23 protein-coding genes and 1 pseudogene are annotated in these 19,634 nt (G+C 63.4%); 7 read left to right on the plus strand and 17 right to left on the minus strand.

Features of this window, described 5'->3' with window-relative positions:
- Positions 1–14: 14 nt before the first annotated feature.
- From EBN1_RS17235 to EBN1_RS17265, 7 genes are all read right to left on the minus strand, one after another.
- Entirely contained in the window at positions 15–281 is a 267-nt protein-coding gene (locus EBN1_RS17235) for a Txe/YoeB family addiction module toxin (protein ID WP_011239255.1), read from the minus strand.
- Positions 275–517 carry a type II toxin-antitoxin system Phd/YefM family antitoxin gene (locus EBN1_RS17240; protein WP_011239256.1) on the minus strand — a complete coding sequence of 81 codons (243 nt, stop codon included), beginning with the start codon at positions 515–517 and terminating at the stop codon, positions 275–277. The genes EBN1_RS17235 and EBN1_RS17240 overlap by 7 nt, the downstream gene beginning before the upstream one ends.
- A 221-nt stretch (positions 518–738) precedes the next feature.
- Positions 739–993 carry a hypothetical protein gene (locus EBN1_RS17245; RefSeq protein WP_041646546.1) on the minus strand — a complete coding sequence of 85 codons (255 nt, stop codon included), beginning with the start codon at positions 991–993 and terminating at the stop codon, positions 739–741.
- Positions 994–1,062: 69 nt separating this feature from the next.
- A complete protein-coding gene (locus EBN1_RS17250) occupies positions 1,063–2,187 on the minus strand; it encodes an ISAs1-like element ISAzo3 family transposase (protein WP_011235911.1) in 1,125 nt (374 codons plus the stop codon).
- Between the two features lie 439 nt (positions 2,188–2,626).
- Positions 2,627–2,893: a hypothetical protein gene (locus EBN1_RS17255; protein ID WP_157866646.1), complete on the minus strand. Its 267-nt coding sequence runs from the start codon at positions 2,891–2,893 to the stop codon at positions 2,627–2,629.
- Between the two features lie 37 nt (positions 2,894–2,930).
- On the minus strand, positions 2,931–3,233 hold the full coding sequence (locus EBN1_RS17260) for a hypothetical protein (RefSeq protein WP_041646547.1): 303 nt from the start codon (positions 3,231–3,233) through the stop codon (positions 2,931–2,933).
- 92 nt (positions 3,234–3,325) lie between these two features.
- Positions 3,326–3,901, minus strand: coding sequence for a hypothetical protein (locus tag EBN1_RS17265; RefSeq protein WP_157866647.1), 576 nt, complete (start codon positions 3,899–3,901; stop codon positions 3,326–3,328).
- Positions 3,902–4,114: 213 nt separating this feature from the next.
- Between EBN1_RS17265 and EBN1_RS22995 the strand changes: the two are divergent.
- From EBN1_RS22995 to EBN1_RS17280, 4 genes and pseudogenes are all read left to right on the plus strand, one after another.
- Positions 4,115–4,354: pseudogene (locus EBN1_RS22995) on the plus strand (phage integrase N-terminal SAM-like domain-containing protein); the annotation flags it as partial.
- 246 nt (positions 4,355–4,600) lie between these two features.
- Positions 4,601–5,086 carry an acyl-CoA thioesterase gene (locus tag EBN1_RS17270; RefSeq protein ID WP_011239262.1) on the plus strand — a complete coding sequence of 162 codons (486 nt, stop codon included), beginning with the start codon at positions 4,601–4,603 and terminating at the stop codon, positions 5,084–5,086.
- The gene (locus tag EBN1_RS17275) at positions 5,083–5,313 is read left to right on the plus strand and encodes a VF530 family protein (RefSeq protein WP_041646548.1); all 231 of its coding nucleotides are present in this window, start codon (positions 5,083–5,085) and stop codon (positions 5,311–5,313) included. Before EBN1_RS17270 ends, EBN1_RS17275 begins: the two co-directional genes overlap by 4 nt.
- A gap of 143 nt (positions 5,314–5,456) precedes the next feature.
- The gene (locus tag EBN1_RS17280) at positions 5,457–5,579 is read left to right on the plus strand and encodes a hypothetical protein (RefSeq protein ID WP_256469848.1); all 123 of its coding nucleotides are present in this window, start codon (positions 5,457–5,459) and stop codon (positions 5,577–5,579) included.
- An 85-nt stretch (positions 5,580–5,664) separates the two neighbouring features.
- On the opposite strand, the gene EBN1_RS17285 is transcribed toward EBN1_RS17280, so the two are convergent.
- The 3 genes from EBN1_RS17285 to EBN1_RS17295 form a co-directional block, all read right to left on the minus strand.
- Positions 5,665–6,771, minus strand: coding sequence for a WD40/YVTN/BNR-like repeat-containing protein (locus tag EBN1_RS17285; RefSeq protein ID WP_011239264.1), 1,107 nt, complete (start codon positions 6,769–6,771; stop codon positions 5,665–5,667).
- A gap of 22 nt (positions 6,772–6,793) precedes the next feature.
- Complete coding sequence (locus tag EBN1_RS17290; protein WP_041646549.1) at positions 6,794–7,063, minus strand: ubiquitin family protein; 270 nt, start codon at positions 7,061–7,063, stop codon at positions 6,794–6,796.
- 191 nt (positions 7,064–7,254) lie between these two features.
- Positions 7,255–9,396: a TonB-dependent receptor family protein gene (locus EBN1_RS17295; RefSeq protein WP_011239266.1), complete on the minus strand. Its 2,142-nt coding sequence runs from the start codon at positions 9,394–9,396 to the stop codon at positions 7,255–7,257.
- 222 nt (positions 9,397–9,618) lie between these two features.
- Between EBN1_RS17295 and EBN1_RS17300 the strand changes: the two genes are divergently transcribed.
- Entirely contained in the window at positions 9,619–10,956 is a 1,338-nt protein-coding gene (locus EBN1_RS17300; RefSeq protein ID WP_011239267.1) for a cation:proton antiporter, read from the plus strand.
- A gap of 13 nt (positions 10,957–10,969) precedes the next feature.
- Here the strand turns inward: EBN1_RS17300 and EBN1_RS17305 are convergent, their stop codons facing one another.
- The 4 genes from EBN1_RS17305 to ettA are packed head-to-tail and all read right to left on the minus strand — an operon-like array spanning position 10,970 to position 14,526.
- On the minus strand, positions 10,970–11,614 hold the full coding sequence (locus EBN1_RS17305) for a class I SAM-dependent methyltransferase (RefSeq protein WP_011239268.1): 645 nt from the start codon (positions 11,612–11,614) through the stop codon (positions 10,970–10,972).
- Positions 11,615–11,630: 16 nt separating this feature from the next.
- Positions 11,631–11,828 carry a hypothetical protein gene (locus tag EBN1_RS17310; RefSeq protein ID WP_011239269.1) on the minus strand — a complete coding sequence of 66 codons (198 nt, stop codon included), beginning with the start codon at positions 11,826–11,828 and terminating at the stop codon, positions 11,631–11,633.
- Between the two features lie 25 nt (positions 11,829–11,853).
- Complete coding sequence (locus EBN1_RS17315; RefSeq protein ID WP_011239270.1) at positions 11,854–12,834, minus strand: MBL fold metallo-hydrolase; 981 nt, start codon at positions 12,832–12,834, stop codon at positions 11,854–11,856.
- 27 nt (positions 12,835–12,861) lie between these two features.
- Positions 12,862–14,526: an energy-dependent translational throttle protein EttA gene (gene ettA / locus EBN1_RS17320; RefSeq protein WP_011239271.1), complete on the minus strand. Its 1,665-nt coding sequence runs from the start codon at positions 14,524–14,526 to the stop codon at positions 12,862–12,864.
- A 179-nt stretch (positions 14,527–14,705) separates the two neighbouring features.
- Between ettA and EBN1_RS17325 the strand changes: the two genes are divergently transcribed.
- Entirely contained in the window at positions 14,706–16,646 is a 1,941-nt protein-coding gene (locus tag EBN1_RS17325; protein WP_011239272.1) for a CHASE domain-containing protein, read from the plus strand.
- Positions 16,647–16,658: 12 nt separating this feature from the next.
- Here the strand turns inward: EBN1_RS17325 and EBN1_RS17330 are convergent, their stop codons facing one another.
- From EBN1_RS17330 to EBN1_RS17340, 3 genes are all read right to left on the minus strand, one after another.
- Positions 16,659–17,186, minus strand: a complete 528-nt coding sequence (locus tag EBN1_RS17330) for a glycine cleavage system transcriptional repressor (RefSeq protein WP_011239273.1) — start codon at positions 17,184–17,186, stop codon at positions 16,659–16,661.
- A gap of 149 nt (positions 17,187–17,335) precedes the next feature.
- Positions 17,336–17,581 (minus strand): biotin/lipoyl-containing protein, encoded by a 246-nt coding sequence (locus tag EBN1_RS17335; protein ID WP_041647581.1) that lies wholly within the window; start codon positions 17,579–17,581, stop codon positions 17,336–17,338.
- 207 nt (positions 17,582–17,788) lie between these two features.
- Positions 17,789–18,565: a ferredoxin--NADP reductase gene (locus EBN1_RS17340; RefSeq protein WP_011239275.1), complete on the minus strand. Its 777-nt coding sequence runs from the start codon at positions 18,563–18,565 to the stop codon at positions 17,789–17,791.
- A 114-nt stretch (positions 18,566–18,679) separates the two neighbouring features.
- Here EBN1_RS17340 and EBN1_RS17345 point away from each other — a divergent pair, with 114 nt between their 5' ends.
- On the plus strand, positions 18,680–19,606 hold the full coding sequence (locus EBN1_RS17345; protein ID WP_011239276.1) for a LysR substrate-binding domain-containing protein: 927 nt from the start codon (positions 18,680–18,682) through the stop codon (positions 19,604–19,606).
- The last annotated feature ends 28 nt before the right edge of the window (positions 19,607–19,634 follow it).

Genomic DNA, 19,634 nt, shown 5'->3' on the forward strand with positions numbered 1-19,634 from the left:
GCCGGTTGGGCCTCTCATTCATAGTGCGTCCACATACGCAGGACGCGAACCGTTTTCTCGTTGGCAAAGACTTCGTACACGATGCGGTGTTGAATATTGATGCGACGAGAGTATGCACCGGCAAGATCACCGACCAATTTTTCAAAGGGAGGTGGATTTTTAAATGGGTCGTCGGCAAGAACCGCGAGGAGTTCTTGCGCCTTTGGTTTAAGACCGCTTGCAGCAAGTTTCTTTGCATCCTTCAGTGCTTGCCTGGCATAAACGACTTCCCAACTTACCACTTAAGCTCCTTCGAGCTTTTTGCGAGAGGTTCGGCCATCCCAGCCTTGATGGACTCACGCATGCCAGGTACGGCTAGCAGGTACAGAGTTTCCTGAATTGCGCTCCAGTCTTCTGCGGAGAGAAGCACGGCACTGTTGCGTTTTCCGGTAATGATGATTGGCTCATGAGACTCAACTGTTTGATCAATGAGCCGGTAAAGATTTGCCCGGGCTTCGCTGGCGGTAAGTGTGTTCATTTCGCGCACCTCCAAAGAGGCTTTATGGTACGCGATGGCGTACGTGTGTCAAGTGACTCTGCAAGCGCAGCAAGAGGCCCAACGTTTGAGTTCACCTGCTCTTGGAGACAGAGCGAAGCCAGCCGTAGCGAGTCGGGTGCAACCCTCACGCTCACTCGCGGCCCTGCTGGAACGGCGAAGCCGCGAAGGCACAGACGTCGGGTGCAGCGTGTTGTTCGGCCTCACCCTCGCCGATCCTTGATTTTCTCGATCACGACTTTGCCTAGTTGACGCATGTTGTACGGGTTGCCTTGCGAGTTTGTGATCGCTAGTTGCAGTTGGATAGCCAGTTCTCGAAGTACTCTCATCGCCGGGGTCAATAACTTTCCCTGGCTTTCCACCTCGATTGTCCCAGTCTCCATCTCACGAATCGTCAGCCCCTCGTAGCTCACCTCCGCTATTGAGCGCACATTCTCCTTAGTCTTCTGCTGCGCCACCGCTGCGGTAACGCCGTGCTGCTGCTCTACCCCAGGGCAATTGCACCGTCTTGTCATAACCCGAGGCGCTCAAATGGCCAACCCAAGTAACTCTTCGCGAAAGTCATCCTCCATGCAGGCGAGCAGTCGCTTGGACTTGATGCTGGCCTTGCGGGTGGTGTTGTGGCGCAGCAGGTTCAGTACGATGTGGCGCAGCACCACGAAGTTGTTGGCCGCATAGCCTCGGCGCACACGGGACTGATCATCGTTGAACTGCACATCGAGCGACCAGTGAAGCTGATTTTCGACCGCCCAGTGGCTGCGCACGGCCTGCGCGATTCTGGCGGCATCTGCGGGCAGGGAACTGATGTAGTAATGGCGCTCGACGCTGGTCTTGCCGTCGACGGTGCGTTCGCGCTCGACGAGCGCAAACGATTGCAGCCCGGCCCACTGCTCGGACTTGTACAACTGGCTGACCGCATCATAGGCCCAGCAGCGGCGCACCTCCACGCGGCCGTGGCCCTTGGTTTGTTCTTCGAAATGCGAAGCCGGCGCGATCTTTTCCGCCACGCCGGCCAGGGTGAGCAGAATCGAGTCGGTCAGCGTGGGGTGGTTGTCTTTGACGCACAACACGTAGTCTGCGCCACGACTACGGATGGTGCGGGCAATCGCTGCCTGGGTGCCCATCGCATCGATCGTGACGATGGTGCCTTCGAGCGCCAGCATGGCGAGCAACTCGGGAATCGCCGTGATCTCGTTGCTCTTCTGATCGATGGCGCGCTGCCCCAGCACCAGACCCATCCCGGCGGCAAAGGCGCTGACCATGTGCAACGGCCCCGACGTATCCTTGCCGCCACTGCGCCGACTGGTCTTGCCATCGATGGCCACCACGCTGTCCGGCGCCAGCGCCGGCACCAGCACGCCCACCCAGCGCAGAAAGGCCGCCTCGAAGGCCGCGGGATCGATCATCGCGAGCACCCGGCAGAACGTGTCATGCGAGGGCACGCCCGCCTTGAGCTTCAGGAACTTGCGCAGCCAGGCCAGGTTGGACTTGCCCCACAGCGCCACATCCACGAAATCGTTCGCCCCGCACAGCACCGCGCACACCGCCACCGTCAGCAACTCGGACAGATCGTGCCGGGCCTGACGCTTGCTGCGCGGGTCGGGTACCGACACGAACACTTCGCTCACGGGCATCAACTGGCCTGTCTTCATGGGCGTCCCAAAAAGACAGTAAGCTACACAAAATATGACGTTGTGAACAGGGGCTCGCTAAGCGCATGATCGTAAACGGTTTACCTGTATCGGTTATGCATTTTAGGTGCGATTGCCCTGTGCTCTACCCCTGCTTCCGCGAGGCCAAGAATGCTTTTGATGATGAGGCTTCCAAGTTACCTTGTATTGAATACATTGCCGTTCGAGTTCACCAAGGGCACATTCAACTTTAATGCTAACTCCTTGAGCATCGGCAATGCGGGCGTAACGCAATGCACAGATGGGGTCTTGCGTCCGAGCACTGGGCTGTGCTGCGTTACTATGCCATATTGCAAGACCTGACCCTATTGTCGCTGACCCTATTGTCGCTTGCACGCAGTGCCCGGTGGAATGATGGATTGGGCATCGGCGCGAGTTGGTATCATGTTTGAGCGTGAATTCAAAAAGTGGCGGCAAATTGAAGAAGGAATGCCGCTGCAAGCATTCCCCACCCGAGCGGAGTGTAAATGCGGTTACGTCGATGTGATCTTTTGACTCTCTCGATATTCCGGTCGCTCGGTTCCATCGGGTCAAGACCCGTAAAGATTATCGAACCATTCTTCCCGATTACACCTACCGTTCCCGACAGGGCAAGTACAATAGAGCCAAGAAAACCGAGTACCAGACCGGCTTGATTGAGCAATAAAGCCATGTTTTCGTCGACCATATAAGCGTGCTGCAGCCTTAATGATTCCTGACGGAGATCATTCCCAGTAGCTGGATTTAGTGATTGCGCTCTTCTTAAAATCAACCCATTGGTCGAGAGGAATTTTTGTAATGTCGGACTGATACTTGCCGACATTGAACTTGAAGCCATTCGAAGCCATGCAACTCCTTATGAGCTCGGCTCGCTGCTCTTCCAGCTGGGAACGAAGACCGGGGTCATTGGAGACCATACCTACGGTGATTTTTTGCGCCTCGTTCTCGCATTGCGCCATGGTTACATCCGGGGTCTTTACGCAGCCAAGTAATGAAAGGCAGAAAGTTATCGCAAGTAGCATTCTCATCTAAGTCCTCCTTGAGGCTCAACGTAGAAGCCACCGACGCTGCGCGGCTTTATCGCGCAGCGTCCGTGTGGACTGCCGGGTTAGCCGATTTTTTATTTGATTTCTCCAACTTCACGAAATGTTGTTTCGGTGGACAGCACCCAGCCACTGCCATCACATTTTTGGCAACCGCCTCTTACGCCACCATCACCACCACATCTCTGGCAGACGCCCCTTGATTCCACTGATTCCTTTACGATTTTGATTTCGACCTCACCAAAGCGCTCGCGATATGTTTTCTCAAGCAAATCAAGTTTATGCAAGCGGGCTTGAACATCTTTTGTTTTTTCTTCGAATGTAGATCTCTGCAAGGAAAACTCTTCCCGAATTTTCGCCAATCTTGATTTCTCGGATTCCAGTCGAGTTGAAATGACATTTTCAATGTCGTTGCGTAACGCTTTAGTCTCGGTTTCAAGTTTCTCGATGATAGAGTCCTTCTCTACCAGCCGATCTCTCAGCTCTGCAATTTCTTCTCGAAATGAATCATCGTGTGCGGTCGAGTGACCGCTACTGGTAGCGCCAATGACGCGGCCATCTCCGAGCTGAACAATGAAGGTGCCGGTGCTGTCCCGAGTCATCACTGCCCCGGGATTTTTCTTGGCGATCTCAGAAGCTTCGCAGAAATCCATTTGGATACCCCGTATGGCTAACATATGGTCGACACCAGGTGTCTGCGTAAAAGTGTTATTGGGCGTGTCGGATAAGCCGGGACTGACTGGCAAGCCCTTGTTCCGGCAGGTGTGACGTGTATATCCATTTAGTATTTTGCCCAATAACATGGAACAAGCCATCCGGTCTCTCGGTACGACTGCGCCACGGCTGCTTGATCTTTTCGGGATCGGCGGCGGCTGAAGCACTACAACCTCCGTACTGGGCAGGCGTATGTCGGCTGGGTCAAAAGATACATCATTCAGCCCGGTCGGCGCCATCCAAAGGGCATGGGAAAGCAGGAGGGAGAGGCTTTTCGGTCCTCGCGCGGAGCTGAGCGCGACGTGAGCCCGACGACACAGGGGCAGGGTTTGTCGGCGATCCGCTGTTTCGTTACCGGGAGTGCTGGAGCACCTCTTGCCATGGCTGGATGAGGCGACGCGGACGAAGCGGCCGGCGCGCCGGTCTTCGGTGATGTCCCGCGAGGAAGTGCAGTGGCTGATCGGGGGGGTGGATGACCCTTTGCCGGGGCTGATCATCGCGCCGCCGGATATGAGAAACTGCCGCGAACGCGGATCGGTCGCGCGCCCAGCCGATTGGTCCCGCCGAAACCTTCCGTTTCCGTCTGGGGTCCTCGGGCGGCGCGCAATCCACCGCCCTTGAACCCTGCAGGAGAGCCGATGCATCTGCCGAACCACCAACTCGCGATGACCGTGCTGATGACGCCGGACATGGCCAATTTTTCCGGCAACGTCCATGGCGGCACGATCCTCAAGCTGCTCGACCAGGTCGCCTATGCGTGCGCGAGCCGCTACGCCGGGCACTATGTCGTGACGCTGTCGGTGGATCAGGTGATGTTCCGCCAGCCGATCCATGTCGGGGAGCTCGTGAGCTTTCTCGCGTCCGTCAATTACACCGGCAAGACGTCGATGGAAGTCGGCATCAAGGTGCTAGCCGAGAACATCCGCGAAAAAGTCGTGCGCCACGCGAACAGCTGCTTCTTCACGATGGTCGCGGTCGACGATGACGGCCGCTCGATCCCGGTCCCGCCGCTCGTCCCGACCACGCCCGACGAGCTGCGGCGTCACGCCGCCGCGCAGATCCGCCGCGAATTGCGCCATGAATTCGACCTGCGCCAGCGCGCGTTGAGGCCGGCAGCAGCATGAGCGGCACCCAGGCGAACAATCCGCTGCACGGCGTCACGCTCGAACGCATGCTGACCGAGCTGGTGGAGCATTACGGCTGGGACGAACTCGGACAGGAGATCCCGATCCGCTGCTTCCAGCACGAGCCGAGCGTCGCGTCGAGCCTCAAGTTCCTGCGCCGCACTCCGTGGGCGCGCGAACGGGTCGAGTCGCTGTATCTCCACGTGCTGCGCTCGCGCCGAAGATAAGCCGGTGCGCCCGTGCACAACGGTCTATGATGATCGTGCCCTGTTCCCGGTTGTTCGCAAGTATCGCCGGCGGGGCCACCCAGTAACGGCAACAAGGCGGTGACGGCGCCTTTCACGGCGCACGCATTGCAAGGAGAAGCACAATGGCCAAAGGTCAGGTACGCGGAAACAAAGAGGCCAAGAAGCCGAAACAGCCGAAAAAACCCGAACCGCCGGCTGCGGGCGGAATCATGGCGCCGAAGACGGACAAGTCGGCAAAGAAATAGCTTCGGCTTGCTTCGGCAAACCACGAAAAAAACCGGCGTCAAGCCGGTTTTTTGTTGCCTCCCGATCGCGCGTCCGTCGAGGGGTTCAGTGTTCGAAGCGCACGCAGTAGATCGGCGGAAGGTGCGCCGACAGGCACGTCCAGGTTTCACCGCCGTCTTCCGACACCCACAGTGCCCCGGTCGTCGAACCCATCGCAAGCCGCCTGCCGCTGTTGTCGACGTCGAGCCCGTGGCGATACACGAGGTCGTACGCCGGCGCCCGCGGCAGTCCGTGGTCGAGCGGCTCGAAGCTCGCGCCGCCGTCGCGGCTGCGGGTGACGACGAGGTGCGCCCCGACCGGCACGCGGCACGTATCTTTCTCCGCCGGCACGAACCACGCGGTGTTGGCATCCTGCGGATGGGCCGCGACGGTGAAACCGAACGACGACGGCTGCGCCGCGAGCGGCTGCCAGCTCGCTGCGGCGTCGGTCGAACGATAGATGCCCGAATGCTGCTGCGCCCACAGCACGTCGGGATTCGACGGGCATTGCACCATGCGGTGCACGTCCTGGATGTTCGGGTCGCCGCCGCGTTCGTCCGGCATGTAGTCGGCGATCATGCCGCTCGCGCGGCACTCCCAGCTGTCGCCGCCATCGCGCGTCTGCCACACGCCGCCGCAGGAGACGGCGATCGTCACCACCCGGCTGTCGCGCGGGTCGATGCAGATCGAGTGGATGCCGGGGTAGTCGTAGCCGCCGCCGAACCATTCGCGGCGCTCCGGGCGATCCCACAACGATCGGACCAGCGCCCAGGAATCGCCGCCGTCGGCGGAGTGGAACAGCCCGCCGGGGATCGTTCCGGCCCACAGCACGCCGGGTTGGTCGGCGCCGGCCGCTTCGAGCGCCCACACCTGGGCGAGTGACCAGGCGGCGTCGGCCTCGTCCGCGGCTGCCACAGGTTTGGGCGGGTAGGCGGGCACCGGGCTTTCATCCCAGCTGCGCCCGGCGTCATGCGAGCGGCGCATCTTGACGCCGAAGTGCCCGAGGTTGAGCGCCGCATGCCAGGTGCCGTCGCGCGGGTCGGCGAGCACCATCGTGACCGGATCGCCGAGGAAATGGACGTGCGCTTCGGGCAGCCAGTGCGGGCTCGCATGCGGATGGCGGTCGAACACGAACAGCCCTTTGCGCGTGGCGACGAACAGTCGGTCGGTCATCGATGCCTCCTTTTGCGGCGCTTCAACCGCCCGAGAGCGCCTGCACGACGTAGATTTCCGCGTTTTCACCGGCAGGATCGGTGAGGTGCAGGCGGTCCTTCACGACCTGGCCATCGACGAAGATCGCGACATGGCGACGCAGTGTTCCCTGGTCGTCGAGAATGTAGTCGCGCATCTGCGGTTTTTCGGCGAACGCAGCCGCGAGCGCGCCATTCACCGTGCCGCCGGCAACGCGCAGCGGCGGACAGGGCTGGTGACGCTGGATCGCGGGGGCGAAGACGATTCGCGGCATGATTGATCACTCGGAGCGGCGGCGGCTGGGCAGCGAGAATGGCATGTTGCGGCCTTCACCAGTCTAGACCAGCAATCCGGGCGTCGCATGAGGTCTTGCCCGGCATGGGCGGGAACGTCTCGGCTACGGCACGGCGTATGGCGTCAGCCGCAGCACGGTGTATCGCAAGCTCGGGCGGATGACCTGAGCATTCAGAATCGATAGCTCGCCCGCACGCCGGCATACCAGCTGCGCTCCGGGCCGGGTTCGTAGAACCGGCCGTTGCCGTCACCCACGATCACCGAGGCGACGTGCTCGCGGTCGAACAGGTTGTCGAGCCGCAGCATCTCGTTGAATGTCCACGGGCCGGATTTCTGTTCCGCGGTGAAGCGCAGGTTCGCCAGGGCGTGGGCCGGCGCGGCACGCTCGGTATTGGTGTCCTCGACGTACATCTTGCTGCGATAGAGCGCCTCGAGTGCCGCGGCGATTCCGCCGACGGGGATCCATTCGAGTTCGGCGTAAGCTGACAGCGCAGGAATGCCGGGCAGGCGTCTGCCGTCGGCAATCGTCTTCGCCGCCGTACCGCTGCCGGTCACGAAGGTTTCGTCGTAGATCGCCTGCAGCCGCGTCACGCTGAGCCGGGCGCGCCAGTTTGGCGAGAACTCGCTGTCGAGTGCGAGTTCGACGCCCCGGCGCAGCGTCGTGCCGGCGTTCTTGAACACGGTGCGTCCGCCGGAGCTGCTCTCGACGACCAGTTCGTTGTCGGTGCGCACCTGGAAGATCGCGGCGTTGAGCCGCGTGTTGTCGCCGACGAAAGCTTTCACGCCCAGTTCGAGCTGCGTGCTGGTTGCAGGCTCGAGGCCGAAATTGAAGCCTGCGGCGCCGCCCGCACCCGAATATGCGAGTTCGGTCATTGTCGGAGTCTCGAAGCCGCGCGCGGCGCTGCCGTAAAAATTGAGCGCCGGGCTCAGCTTGTAGACGACGCCGAGCGCCGGAGTCGTCTCGCGGAAGGTAAGCGCGCCGCTGTCGTCGCCGTTCGCGAGGTAGTCGTCATCGACGTCGAATTTCACGCGGCTGTGGCGCAGCCCCGCGGTCCATTGCCACGCCCCCTGTTCCCACGCGGTCTGCACGTACGGGTCGATGCTCGTGACGGTGTCCATCTCGTCGCGGCGCAGCCGGCCTTTGACTCCGAGAGTCGTGCCGATGAAGTTCTCGAAGCCCTGGCGGTCGTCCTCGGAGCGGTCGACGTCGATGCCCGCCGTGAAAGTCAACTTGCCCGGTCCGAGCTCGCGCCGGCCGATCCAGCGTGCGCCGACGCCATGGAAGTCGCGATCGAAATCGATGACGCCGCCGGAGTGCCGCGGGTTGGCCTGCGGGCCGGCCGGGATCGACTGGTACTGCGTGACGCTGCGCTGCCCGGCATAGGCGACAAGCTGCAGGCGGTCGTCGCCGAAGCGCCGCTCGTAGGTCGCGCCGCCCTGGAGGTGGTCGATGCGCTTGCGCGTGTCGAATGTTTTTGCGACCGATTCGGTCGCGCGCGGATCGCGCCGGTAGGTCGCCCACGTCAGGCCCAGCGGGTCCTCGGTATCGGGCTGGCGCAGGCCGCTCGCGGTCAGCGTCAGCCGGCTGTCGGCATCGGGCGCGAAGTTCAGCTTCGCGAACGCCTGCTCGCGCGTCGCCGCGCTGTGGTCGCGGTAGCCGTCGGTGTCGAAGCGCGACGCATCGAGCAGGTAGCCGACGCCGTCCTTCTCGCCTTCACTGCCAACTCCGATCCGGGTCGTGCCCCAGGAGCCGGCAAGGGCGCCGCCGCGCACGCTCGGCGTGCCTTTCGGGTCGCGCGAAAAAAGCTGGATCACGCCGCCTGCGTGGTTGCCGTAGATCGTCGAGAACGGGCCGCGCAGCACTTCGATGCGCTCCGCGACGTCGAGGTTGAAAGTCGCGGCCTGGCCCTGGCCGTCGGGATTGCTCGCCGGGATGCCGTCGGCGATGAGCTTCACGCCGCGTACGCCGAAAGCGGAGCGGGCGCCGAAGCCGCGGATCGAGATCTGCAGGTCCTGGGCGTAGTTCTGGCGGTTCTGCACGACGAGTCCGGGAATGCCTGTCAGTGCTTCGGAAGCGTTGACGCCGAGGTTTCCTGCCCGGACCCGGGCCATGTCGACGACATCAACGGAAAACGGCAGGTCGAAGCTCTCGGCCTCGACCCGGCTGCCGGTGACGACGACCGGATTCAGGACCGGCGCCGCCTCGGCAGCGAAAACCGGCGCTGCGCCGACGCCGGCGAGCAGCGCCAGCACGATGCAACGCGGGTGGGAGCGGGGAGCGTTGTCGCCGGACGTCGAAGAAAGGCGATTCATCGGTCGGTGTCCTCAGGGGCATTGCACGGGCCACTGTACGGGAATTTCGGAGGGGATTTTCCGTTCGGGCGTGCGTTGCAGGTCGTTTCCCCCCGTAACAGCAGGAAACGGTAGCCCGGCTACCCGCTTATTCGTAGATACTTTCGCCTTCCAGAATAAATGCCGATCGACCGGGCGCAAGCGCCGGGCGGTTGGCCCAACGAGAAGGGAAGAGCATCTGCAATGGATAACGGACTGACCAATGCGCAATGGTTCCTGCTGGTCGGCGGGCTGCTGCTCGTCAGGGGCCTCACCTCGTCGATGATCCGGCGCCTGCCGGTAACAGCGGCGATCATCTATCTCGCCGTCGGCCTGATCGTGGGCCCGACGGTGCTGAACCTGTTCCACTTCAATCCGCTCAAGGAATCGGCGCTGCTCGAAGTGCTGACCGAAGCGGCGGTGCTGATCTCGCTCTATGCGGCGGGCGTGAAGATGCCGGTGCCGGTGAGCCTCGCGCGCTGGCGAGCGCCGATCCTGCTGGCATTCGCGTCAATGGCCGTGACCGTGGGCCTGGTAGCGGCGTTCGGACATTACGCACTCGGGCTGCCGCTGGGCGCAGCGGTGCTGCTCGGCGCGATCCTCGCTCCGACCGATCCGGTGCTCGCCACCGACGTGCAGACGCGCCACCCGGGCGACCGGGACCGGCTGCGCTTCACGCTGACCTGCGAGGCGGGGATGAACGACGGCAGCGCGTTTCCGTTCGTGATGCTCGGCCTCGGTCTGCTCGGCCTGCACGAGCTCGGCGACTTCGGGCTGCGCTGGGCGCTCGTCGACGTGGTGTGGGCGACCGTCGCAGGGCTCGCGATCGGGGTCGCCTGCGGCGTGACGATGGCGCATGTGGTCGCTCGACTGCGCCGCGCTGGCGCAGCCCACGGGTTGCTCGACGATTTTCTCGGCCTCGGGCTCATCGGCATCGTGTATGGCTTGAGCGTCATGGCGAACGCGTGGGGCTTCCTCGCGGTGTTCTTCGCCGCCGTCGCGTTGCGGCAGACTGAACGCAAGCTCGCGGGCGCCGCGCCCGACAAGGCGGACCGCCTGCAGACGGCAGACGGCGCTGCGCATGCCGCGCCGGTTCACGACGTACCGACCCTCAGCGAGGGGTCGCTGATCTTCAAGGAGCATCTCGAGCGCCTCTCCGAACTGCTGCTGATCCTGCTCATCGGCGGCACGCTGTTCGTCGATTCATGGAGCTGGCGCGCGGTCGGGATGGCGCTGTTCCTGTTCCTCGTGGCGCGCCCGGTGAGCGTGATGATCGGCCTGGTCGGCACGCGCACGCCGTGGCGCATCCGCGGACTCGCCGGCTGGTTCGGCGTGCGCGGCATCGGCTCGCTGTATTACCTGATGTACGCGATCCAGCACGGACTGCCGAAGGATGTCGCGCTGGAGCTGATCCACATGACGCTGATCGTCGTGACCCTGTCGGTGATCTTCCACGGCACCAGCGTCAAGCCGCTGATGGAGCGTTTCTGGCCGGAGGGACGGTCGGCAGCGATCGGCCCGCACCGGCGCGGCGCCGGGTGATTCAGGGAGTGATTCAGGACTTGCGCCACACGGTCGCAAGCCACGGCTGCTGGTCGCGCGGCAGGCCGGGCGGCCGGTAGTAATGCTCGATCTCGGTGAAGCCTGCGGCGCCGACATAACCGCGCCAGGCTTCGAGGTCGTGGAAGCAACCGTAGCGCTCGCCGTTGAAGCCTTCCTCGTTGTTGCCGCGCGGATTCGACGCGAACAGCACGCCACGCGGCTTGAGCGTGGCGTGCAGCTTGCGCAGCACCTCGGGCAGCGCTGCGCTTGGGACGTGGAACAGCGAGGCGTTCGCGAACACGCCGTCGAAGCGGCCCGCGGGCAGATCCAGCGCGAGGAAATCCTGATGCAGCACTTCGCATCCTGAATAGGCCCGCGCCATCGCCACGAACTCCTTCGTGCCATCGAGGCCGACAGCTTCGTGGCCGAGCCGGCGCAGGCGCAGCAGATCGCGCCCCGGTCCGCAGCCGAAATCGAGGATCGAATACGGCGGCTCGCCTTCGATCGCGTTCAGCAGCGCAGCCAGGTTCTGGCTGACGTCGTGATCGCGCGTGCCCGACCAGTACGCCGCCGCGTTACGCTCGTAATGCGCGAGCGTCCGTGCCGTCGCCTGGGGCAGCGCGGGCGCGCTGCCAGAGGGCTTCTCCGGGCTGCTCATTGCCGCCGCTTCCGCCTCAACGATACTTCCGGTACACCGCCGCGGCGTCCTGGTGCGCGCGATCCAGCGTGCACAGCGACGGATCGTCGTCGTGCCCGCTGAAGAAATCGTCGGCTTGCGCGCGCATCGTCATGCGGATCGCCTCGTCGTCTTCGACGTCGTATTTCTCGGTGATCAGCGTCGTGACTTCGTCCAGGTGTTCTTCGTAGGTCATTTCGCGTTTCCCCAATCGGGCGACATCACTGCGAGGCCGGCGGCAACGGCGCGAACTCGGCCGGAATCCAGCTGTAGATGCCTTTGCCGTCGGCACGTACGTGGCCGATGCCGGGAAACGGCAGGTGCATGCCCGCGACCAGCGTCTTCGTCGCCGCCAGCGAATACATCAGGCTCTTCCTCGTCGCCACCGCCTGCGCCTGGTCGACGTCGAACTCGAATGCGACTTCGGGCCGCGCGAACTGCACTGCGTGCGAATGCACGACATCGCCCCAGATCAGCAGCTTCTCGCCATTGGACTCGACTGCGTACGCAGTGTGCCCGGGCGTGTGGCCATATGCTTTCACAGCGCGGATGCCGGGGACCACTTCGCTGCCTTCGGCGAAGGTTTTCCATTGTCCGCGAGCCTGGTAGGGCGCGGCGGCATCGACGGCCATCTTGAAGAACGGCTGAATCTCGGCAGGCGCCTGGGCAGCCATCTGCGGCGACAGCCAGAAGTCGTTGTCAGTCTGCGCCACATGGATGGTCGCGTTCGGAAACACCATCTGGCCGGCGGAATCCCCGAGGCCGCCCACGTGGTCGCCATGCAGGTGAGTGACGATCACGGTATCGACCTGGGCCGGGTCGTAGCCGGCGGCGCGCATGTTGCCGACGATGTGGCCCAGCCCGGACCCGAACAGCTTCGCAGCGCCGGCATCGACGAGCACCAGGTTGCTGCCGGTGTTGATCAGGTAGGCGTTCACCGCAGTCTGCATTTTCGGCCCCTCGATGAACATCCGTGACAGCAGCCGCTCGAGTTCCTGTTCCTTCACGTTCTTCAGCAGCTGCGAGTCGAGTTCGATCGCGCCGTCATAGAGCGCGGTGATCTCGAACTGTCCGAGCATCGTGCGGTAGTAGCCCGGCACCTGTGTCTTGACCATCGGTGCTTCGGCCTGCGCGGGCGCGACCGGCGCGAGGACGGCGAGCGCGCCGCAAAAAGCAAGCATGCATTTGAAGGTTTTTTTCATCTTGTATGGCTCCCGGTGATAAATCGTTCAGCGGCTGATTGGCTTGTAGCGGATGCGCTTGGGCTTCGCGCCTTCCTCGCCGAGGCGTTTCTTCTTGTCGTCTTCGTATTCCTGGTAGTTTCCGGCGAAGAACGTCCATTGCGAGTCGCCTTCGGCCGACAGGATGTGCGTGCAGATGCGGTCGAGGAACCAGCGGTCGTGGGAAATGACGAGCGCGCAGCCGGCGAATTCGAGCAGCGCGTCTTCGAGGGCGCGCAGGGTCTCGACGTCGAGGTCGTTGGACGGTTCGTCGAGCAGCAGCACGTTGCCGCCGGCGATCAGCGTCTTGGCCAGGTGCAGTCGCCCGCGCTCGCCGCCGGACAGGTTGCCGACGATCTTCTGCTGGTCGCCGCCCTTGAAGTTGAAGCGGCCGAGGTAGGCGCGGCTCGGCATTTCGAAGCGCCCGACGGTGAGCACGTCGGCCCCGTCCGAGACCGCTTCGAACACCGTCTTGTCGTTGGCGAGGCCTTCGCGGGTCTGGTCGACGGCGGCGATCTTGACCGTCGGCCCGACGACGACTTCGCCTGCGTCCGGCTTGTCGCGGCCTTCGATCATCTTGAACAGCGTCGACTTGCCGGCGCCGTTCGGACCGATGATGCCGACGATCGCTCCGGGCGGGATGCTGAAGCTGACGTTGTCCATCAGCAGCTTGTCGCCGAACGCTTTCGATACGCCGTTGAATTCGATGACCTTGCTGCCCAGGCGCTCGCCGGGCGGAATGAAGATTTCCTGGGTCTCGTTGCGCTTCTGGTATTCGACGGTCGTCATTTCCTCGTAGCGCGCGAGCCGCGCCTTCGATTTGGCCTGGCGCGCCTTCGGGTTCGAGCGCGCCCATTCGAGTTCGGTCTTCATCGCCTTCTGGTGGGCGGCTTCCTGCTTGCTTTCCTGCGCCAGGCGCTCGCCTTTCTGCTCGAGCCAGCTCGAGTAGTTGCCTTTCCACGGGATGCCGTGGCCGCGGTCGAGTTCGAGGATCCATTCGGCCGCGTTGTCGAGGAAGTAGCGGTCGTGGGTGACGGCGACGACGGTGCCGGGGAAGCGCGTGAGGAACTGTTCGAGCCACTCGACCGATTCGGCGTCGAGGTGGTTCGTCGGTTCGTCGAGCAGCAGCATGTCGGGCCGCGACAGCAGCAGCTTGCACAGCGCGACGCGGCGCTTTTCGCCGCCGGAGAGCTTGCCGATGACCGCGTCCCACGGCGGCAGGCGCAGCGCATCGGCGGCGATTTCCATCTGCGTCTCGATGTCGGCGCCGGCGGTCGCGAGGATGTTCTCGTACTTCGCCTGCTCTTCGGCGAGCTTGTCGAAGTCGGCGTCGGGTTCGGCGTACGCGGCGTAGATCGCGTCGAGCTTGTGGCGCGCTTCGAGGATTTCGCCGAGGCCCGATTCGACCTCCTCCTTCACTGTCTTCGCCGCGTCGAGCTGCGGTTCCTGCGGCAGGTAGCCGAGGCGGATGCCCGGCAGGTGCTGCACCTCGCCGTCGAATTCCTTGTCGACGCCGGCCATGATGCGCAGCACCGTGGACTTGCCGGAACCGTTCAGGCCGAGCAGGCCGATTTTTGCGCCGGGAAAGAACGAAAGGGAAATATCCTTGATGATCTGCCGTTTCGGCGGCACGATCTTGCTCACACGGAGCATTGACATTACATATTGGGCCATGAGCGGGGGAGTCTGGGCAAACAGGAATGGTAAGACCGCGAAGGATACCGCAAGGCCGTATCAGGTTGCTCTTCCGGAACCGGGGTGCTCGACCTCGCGACGAAGCAGAAGTGGCCGTGTCGAACTCCTGGCCTTTTCTGCCGGGACCTGACCGGCCGCGAACACCACGAGGCGCAAGCATGGCCGACGACCGTAGCATCGGGAGTGCCGGAAGCTGGTCGGGGCGTCGCCCCGGCCGGATTGTGACGATGACGCTGCTCGCCGCGGCGTTGGCGGCGCTCGCGATGTGGGTCGTGTGGAAACAGCAATCCGTGGAATATCAGCGCGATATCGCCAGCCAGTTCGAGTCGGAAGCCGGGGAAATCGCGGTGCGCCTCCACGAGCGGTTTCTCGCCTACCGACTCGTGTTGCAGGGGGGGCGCGGCCTGTTCCAGGTGATGGACCGGGTCGATCGCCGGACATGGCGTGAGTACGTCGGCTCGCTGAAGCTGGGAGACGACATTCCGGGTGTCCAGGGTCTCGGTTTTACGCTCTGGCTGGAGCCCGCGGAGCTCGATCGCCATATCGACGCGCTGCATGCCGAGGGGTTCGACAGTTATCGGGTGTGGCCGGAAGGGCCGCGCGGCGGCTATTCCAGCATCATCCTGCTCGAGCCGTTCGAGTGGCGCAACCAGCGTGCTCTGGGCTACGACATGTACTCCGAAAGGGTGCGCCGCGAGGCGATGGACCGCGCCCTGCGTACCGGCAGCGCTGCGATGTCGGGCAAGACCATCCTGGTCCAGGAAACGACTGCCGACGTCCAGGCGGGAGTGCTGCTCTACACGCCGGTGTTCGTGAAAGGCATGCCGATCGCGACCGAAGACGAGCGGCGGCAGGCGCTGCACGGCTGGGTGTATATGCCGTTCCGCATGAGGGATCTGATGCAGGGCATGCTCGGGCCCTATTCGGAAGGCGTGCGCCTGAGAGTCTTCGACGAGGTGGAAAGCTCGCAAGCCCTGCTGTATGACAGCCATCGCGGGCGCGTGGCCGACGAGCAGCCGGAATTCCTGAGCGTCAAGCACCTCACGCTGGCCGGTCGCACGTGGCTGGTGAGGCTCGAGGCACTGCCCGGGTATGCGTCCCCGTTCGATGTCCGGCACGCCGAAATGGCTGCGATCGGCATGGTCGGGCTGTTGTTCGTCATGGCGACATGGTTTTTCGCGCTGACGCGCGAGCGCGCGAGGGCCCTCGCGCGCATGACGGCGTCGCTGCTGCACAGCGAACGCCGGTACAGCGCCCTGGTGAATGTGGCGCAGGAGGGGATTGCAGCGACCGACGAGGAATTTCGCCTGACTTTCGTGAACCCCAGCCTGGCGGAGATCCTCGGCCGCAGCGAAGCGGAATTGCTTGGTCGCCGGTTGGACGAGTTATGGCGAGGTAGCGAGGCGGAAAGCCGCGAACAGATCCTCGCGCGGCTGGCCAGGGGGCAGGGCAGACGCTACGAAACGGATCTCGTGCGCGGCAACGGGCAGTGGCTCACCGCACTGGTGTCCGACGCTCCGCTCACCTACACCGAGGGCGGATTGAGGGGGGCGATCGTCGTGCTGCTGGACATTACCGAGCGCAAGGACGTCGAGCGCCGTATCGCCCACCTGGCCACGCACGACGTGCTGACCGGCATTCCGAACCGCCTGATGTTCAGCCAGCAGCTGACGCACGCGGTGGATCAGGCGAAGCGGTATGGGCACCGGTTCGGCCTGCTGTTCGTCGATCTCGACCACTTCAAGCGCGTCAATGACGAATTCGGTCATCACGCCGGCGATCAGCTGCTGCGTGAAGCGGTCAGCCGGATGCAGCATGCAGTGCGCTCGAGCGACATGCTCGGGCGGCGCGGCGGGGACGAATTCGTCGTGCTGCTGCCTGAGATCGAGTCCGGCCACGACGCGGAGGTGGTCGCCGAGAAGATCCGCCTGGCGCTCGAGCAGCCTTTCGTCCTCGACGGAAAAGAGGCCCGCATCTCGTCGAGCATCGGCATCGCGCTGTATCCCGACCACGGCGCCGACGAGGGTGCGTTGATGCGGCGTGCCGACGAGGCGATGTACCGCGCCAAGAGCGAAGGGCGAAACCGCGTCGCGTACTGATCGCGCCCGCCGTCACCCGACCAGTTCGTCGAGGTTGATATCGGCGATCAGGTCGTTCGAAAGGCGCTCGAGATCGGCCTTGAGCGCGTCGGCATCGACATGCTCGCCGGCCTTCAGCTCCGCTTCGGCATGGAACAGCGTCTCCGACGACATCGGCGCGCTCGACGTGCGGGTGACGAGTTTTTCGACGTTGACGCCGTGACGCGCGAACACTTGCGAGACTTCGCGAACGATGCCGATGCGGTCGTGCCCGACGAGGCTGAACGAGAGCCGGCGATGGCGGTGGGCTGTCTCGACGGCGCTGTCCATCGAGCATTCCACCATCACGCGCAGCGCCGAGAGTTTCGCCAGCGCGGTTTCCAGCGCCTGCACGTGTTCGGGCGGCACGCTGATCTTGAGCAGGCCGGCGAACTTGCCCGCGAGCTGGGCCATCGACGATTCGAGCCAGTTGCCCTGATGGGCGGTGATCACCGACGAGAGCTCTTCGACAAGCCCGGGGCGATCGTCGCCGATCACCGTGAGAACGAGTAGTCTGGACACGAATGCACCTCCGTCGGATCGTGGGAAGGGGAAGGAAGGAAGGGGCTCTCCGTTGTGCGGGAGCCGCGTCCTGGAATTCTATCCTTCCGGGCGGGCGGCAGGCTCATGCCGTGGTCCGAAGGAGAGCTGGGAGGAATTGCCGAGCCGGTTCAGTCGACTTCGATCGTCGCGATGACTTCGCCTTCGTCGATCGGATCGCCTTCCTCGACACGTACGTCGATAAGGATTCCGGAATACGGACTGGGAATGTCGAGCGCGACTTTGCCCGTTTCGAGGACGATCAGCGTGTCGTCCGCGCCGATTTCTTCGCCGTTGCGGACCAGCACGCTCTGGACGAACACTTCGCCGGTTCGGCATGAGCCGCAGCTGTCCCAGCATTCGGGATACTTCGGCATGCGGATTTCGACTATGCGGCCCAACGTCGGTCCTCCTTTTTGCCGCACGGCCACGGGGCCGACGGGCACGGCGTGGGGCGGGGGATGAGGTCGCGCACCACGAACTCGAGGCAGCTGTCGCGCCAAACACGGGCGACAGCTGCCGGTCTGCAAGGCATCATCGGGAGTTCCGGAGGGAGAAAGCGGAGAAGTTTACTCCTCCCGACCTCACTTCTCGACGAAGGCGCGCTCGATCACGTAGTCGCCCGGCTCTCCGATATGGCGCGAGATCTTGAAGCCGCGCGCGTCGAGCATCTCGCAGCTGTCCTTGAGCATCGCCGGACTGCCGCAGATCATCGCGCGGTCGTGCTCCGGATCGAGCGACGGCAGGCCGATGTCTTCGAACAGCTTGCCGGTTTCGATCAGGTCCGTCAGGCGCCCCTGGTTGACGAACGGCTCGCGCGTGACGGTCGGGTAATAGATCAGCTTGTTGCGTGCGTCCTCGCCGAAGAACTCGTTGTCCGCCAGTTCTCTCGTGATGAAGTCGCGGTAGGCGAGCTCCGACACGGTGCGCACGCCATGAATCAGCACGACGTGCTCGAAACGCTCGTACGTATGCGGATCCTGCATCAGGCTCAGGAACGGGGCGAGACCGGTGCCGGTCGCGAGCATGTACAGGCGCTTGCCGGGCTTCAGGTCGTGCAGCACGAGCGTTCCGGTCGGCTTCTTGCTGACGACGATCGGATCGCCTTCCTTGAGGTGCTGCAGCCGCGACGTGAGCGGCCCGTTCGGCACCTTGATGCTGAAGAATTCAAGATGCTCCTCGTAGTTCGGGCTTGCGATGCTGTAGGCGCGCGTCAGCGGCCGGCCGTCCACTTCGAGGCCTATCATGACGAACTGGCCATTCTCGAAGCGCAGGCCGCGGTTACGCGTCGTGCGGAAGCTGAACAGCGAGTCGTTCCAGTGGTGGACGCTCAGGACACGTTCGACAGCGAGATTGCTCATGGCCTTGCCTTTTGAAGGAGTTGAAAGCGGGGTAAGTTCGTCAGTTGCAATTCTAGGATGGGCGTAATATCTACGGGATGGGTAATTCAGATATTCGTTAGAGACATTACCGATATGCGCTATACCTTGCGGCAGCTCGCGATTTTTGTCGCCGTCGCGCGCAACGGCAGCATTTCACGCGCCGCCGAGACGCTCTCGATGTCGCAGTCGGCGGCGAGCAGCGGACTCGCGGAGCTCGAGCGCCAGTTCGACGTGCAGCTGTTCGACCGCGTCGGAAAGTCCGTCCGGCTGAACGAGCTGGGCGAACGGCTGTTGCTGCGCGCGGTGGAGTTCCTCGGTCGCGCCGAAGACATCGAGGCGCTGCTGCGGGGGCAAACCGGCTACGGGACGTTGGACATCGGCGCGACGCTGACGATCGGCAATTACCTCGCGACGCTGATCGTCGCCGAATTTCTCCAGCGTCACAGCGACAGTCGCATCCGTCTCGGCGTTCACAACACGGCGACGATCATCCAGCAGGTGGCGAGCTTCGAACTCGACCTGGGGCTGATCGAAGGCAAATGTCAGCACGCCGAACTCGAAGTCGTGCCGTGGCTCGAAGACGAGCTGGTGGTGTTCTGCGCGCCGACGCATCCGCTCACCGGCTGCACCCAGGCCGACGAGAAAACCCTCCTGGAGCAGCCATGGATCCTGCGCGAGATCGGTTCGGGCACGCGCGAGACGTTCGACCAGGCGATGCGACACGTCGAAGGGCGGCTCGACGTGCGGCTCGAACTCGAGCACACCGAAGCGATCAAGCGAGCGGTCGAGTCGGGCCTCGGTGTCGGCTGCATTTCGCGGCTGGCCCTGCGCGAAGCGTTCCGCCGCGGCAGCCTCGTGCCCGTCGAGACGCCGTGGCTGGACCTGCGGCGGCGCTTTCATTTCCTGTGGCATCGGCGGAAGTTCCGCACGCCGGGGATGCGAGCCTTTCTCGAACTGTGTCTCGAGATGACCGCAGGCGCCCGACGCAGCGACGAGATCGCGTTGAGTTACATTCGCTGACCGTGGCAGGTAAGGCGTCGTGCCATGG

This window comes from Aromatoleum aromaticum EbN1 (genome assembly GCF_000025965.1).
Taxonomy (GTDB): Bacteria; Pseudomonadota; Gammaproteobacteria; order Burkholderiales; family Rhodocyclaceae; genus Aromatoleum; species Aromatoleum aromaticum.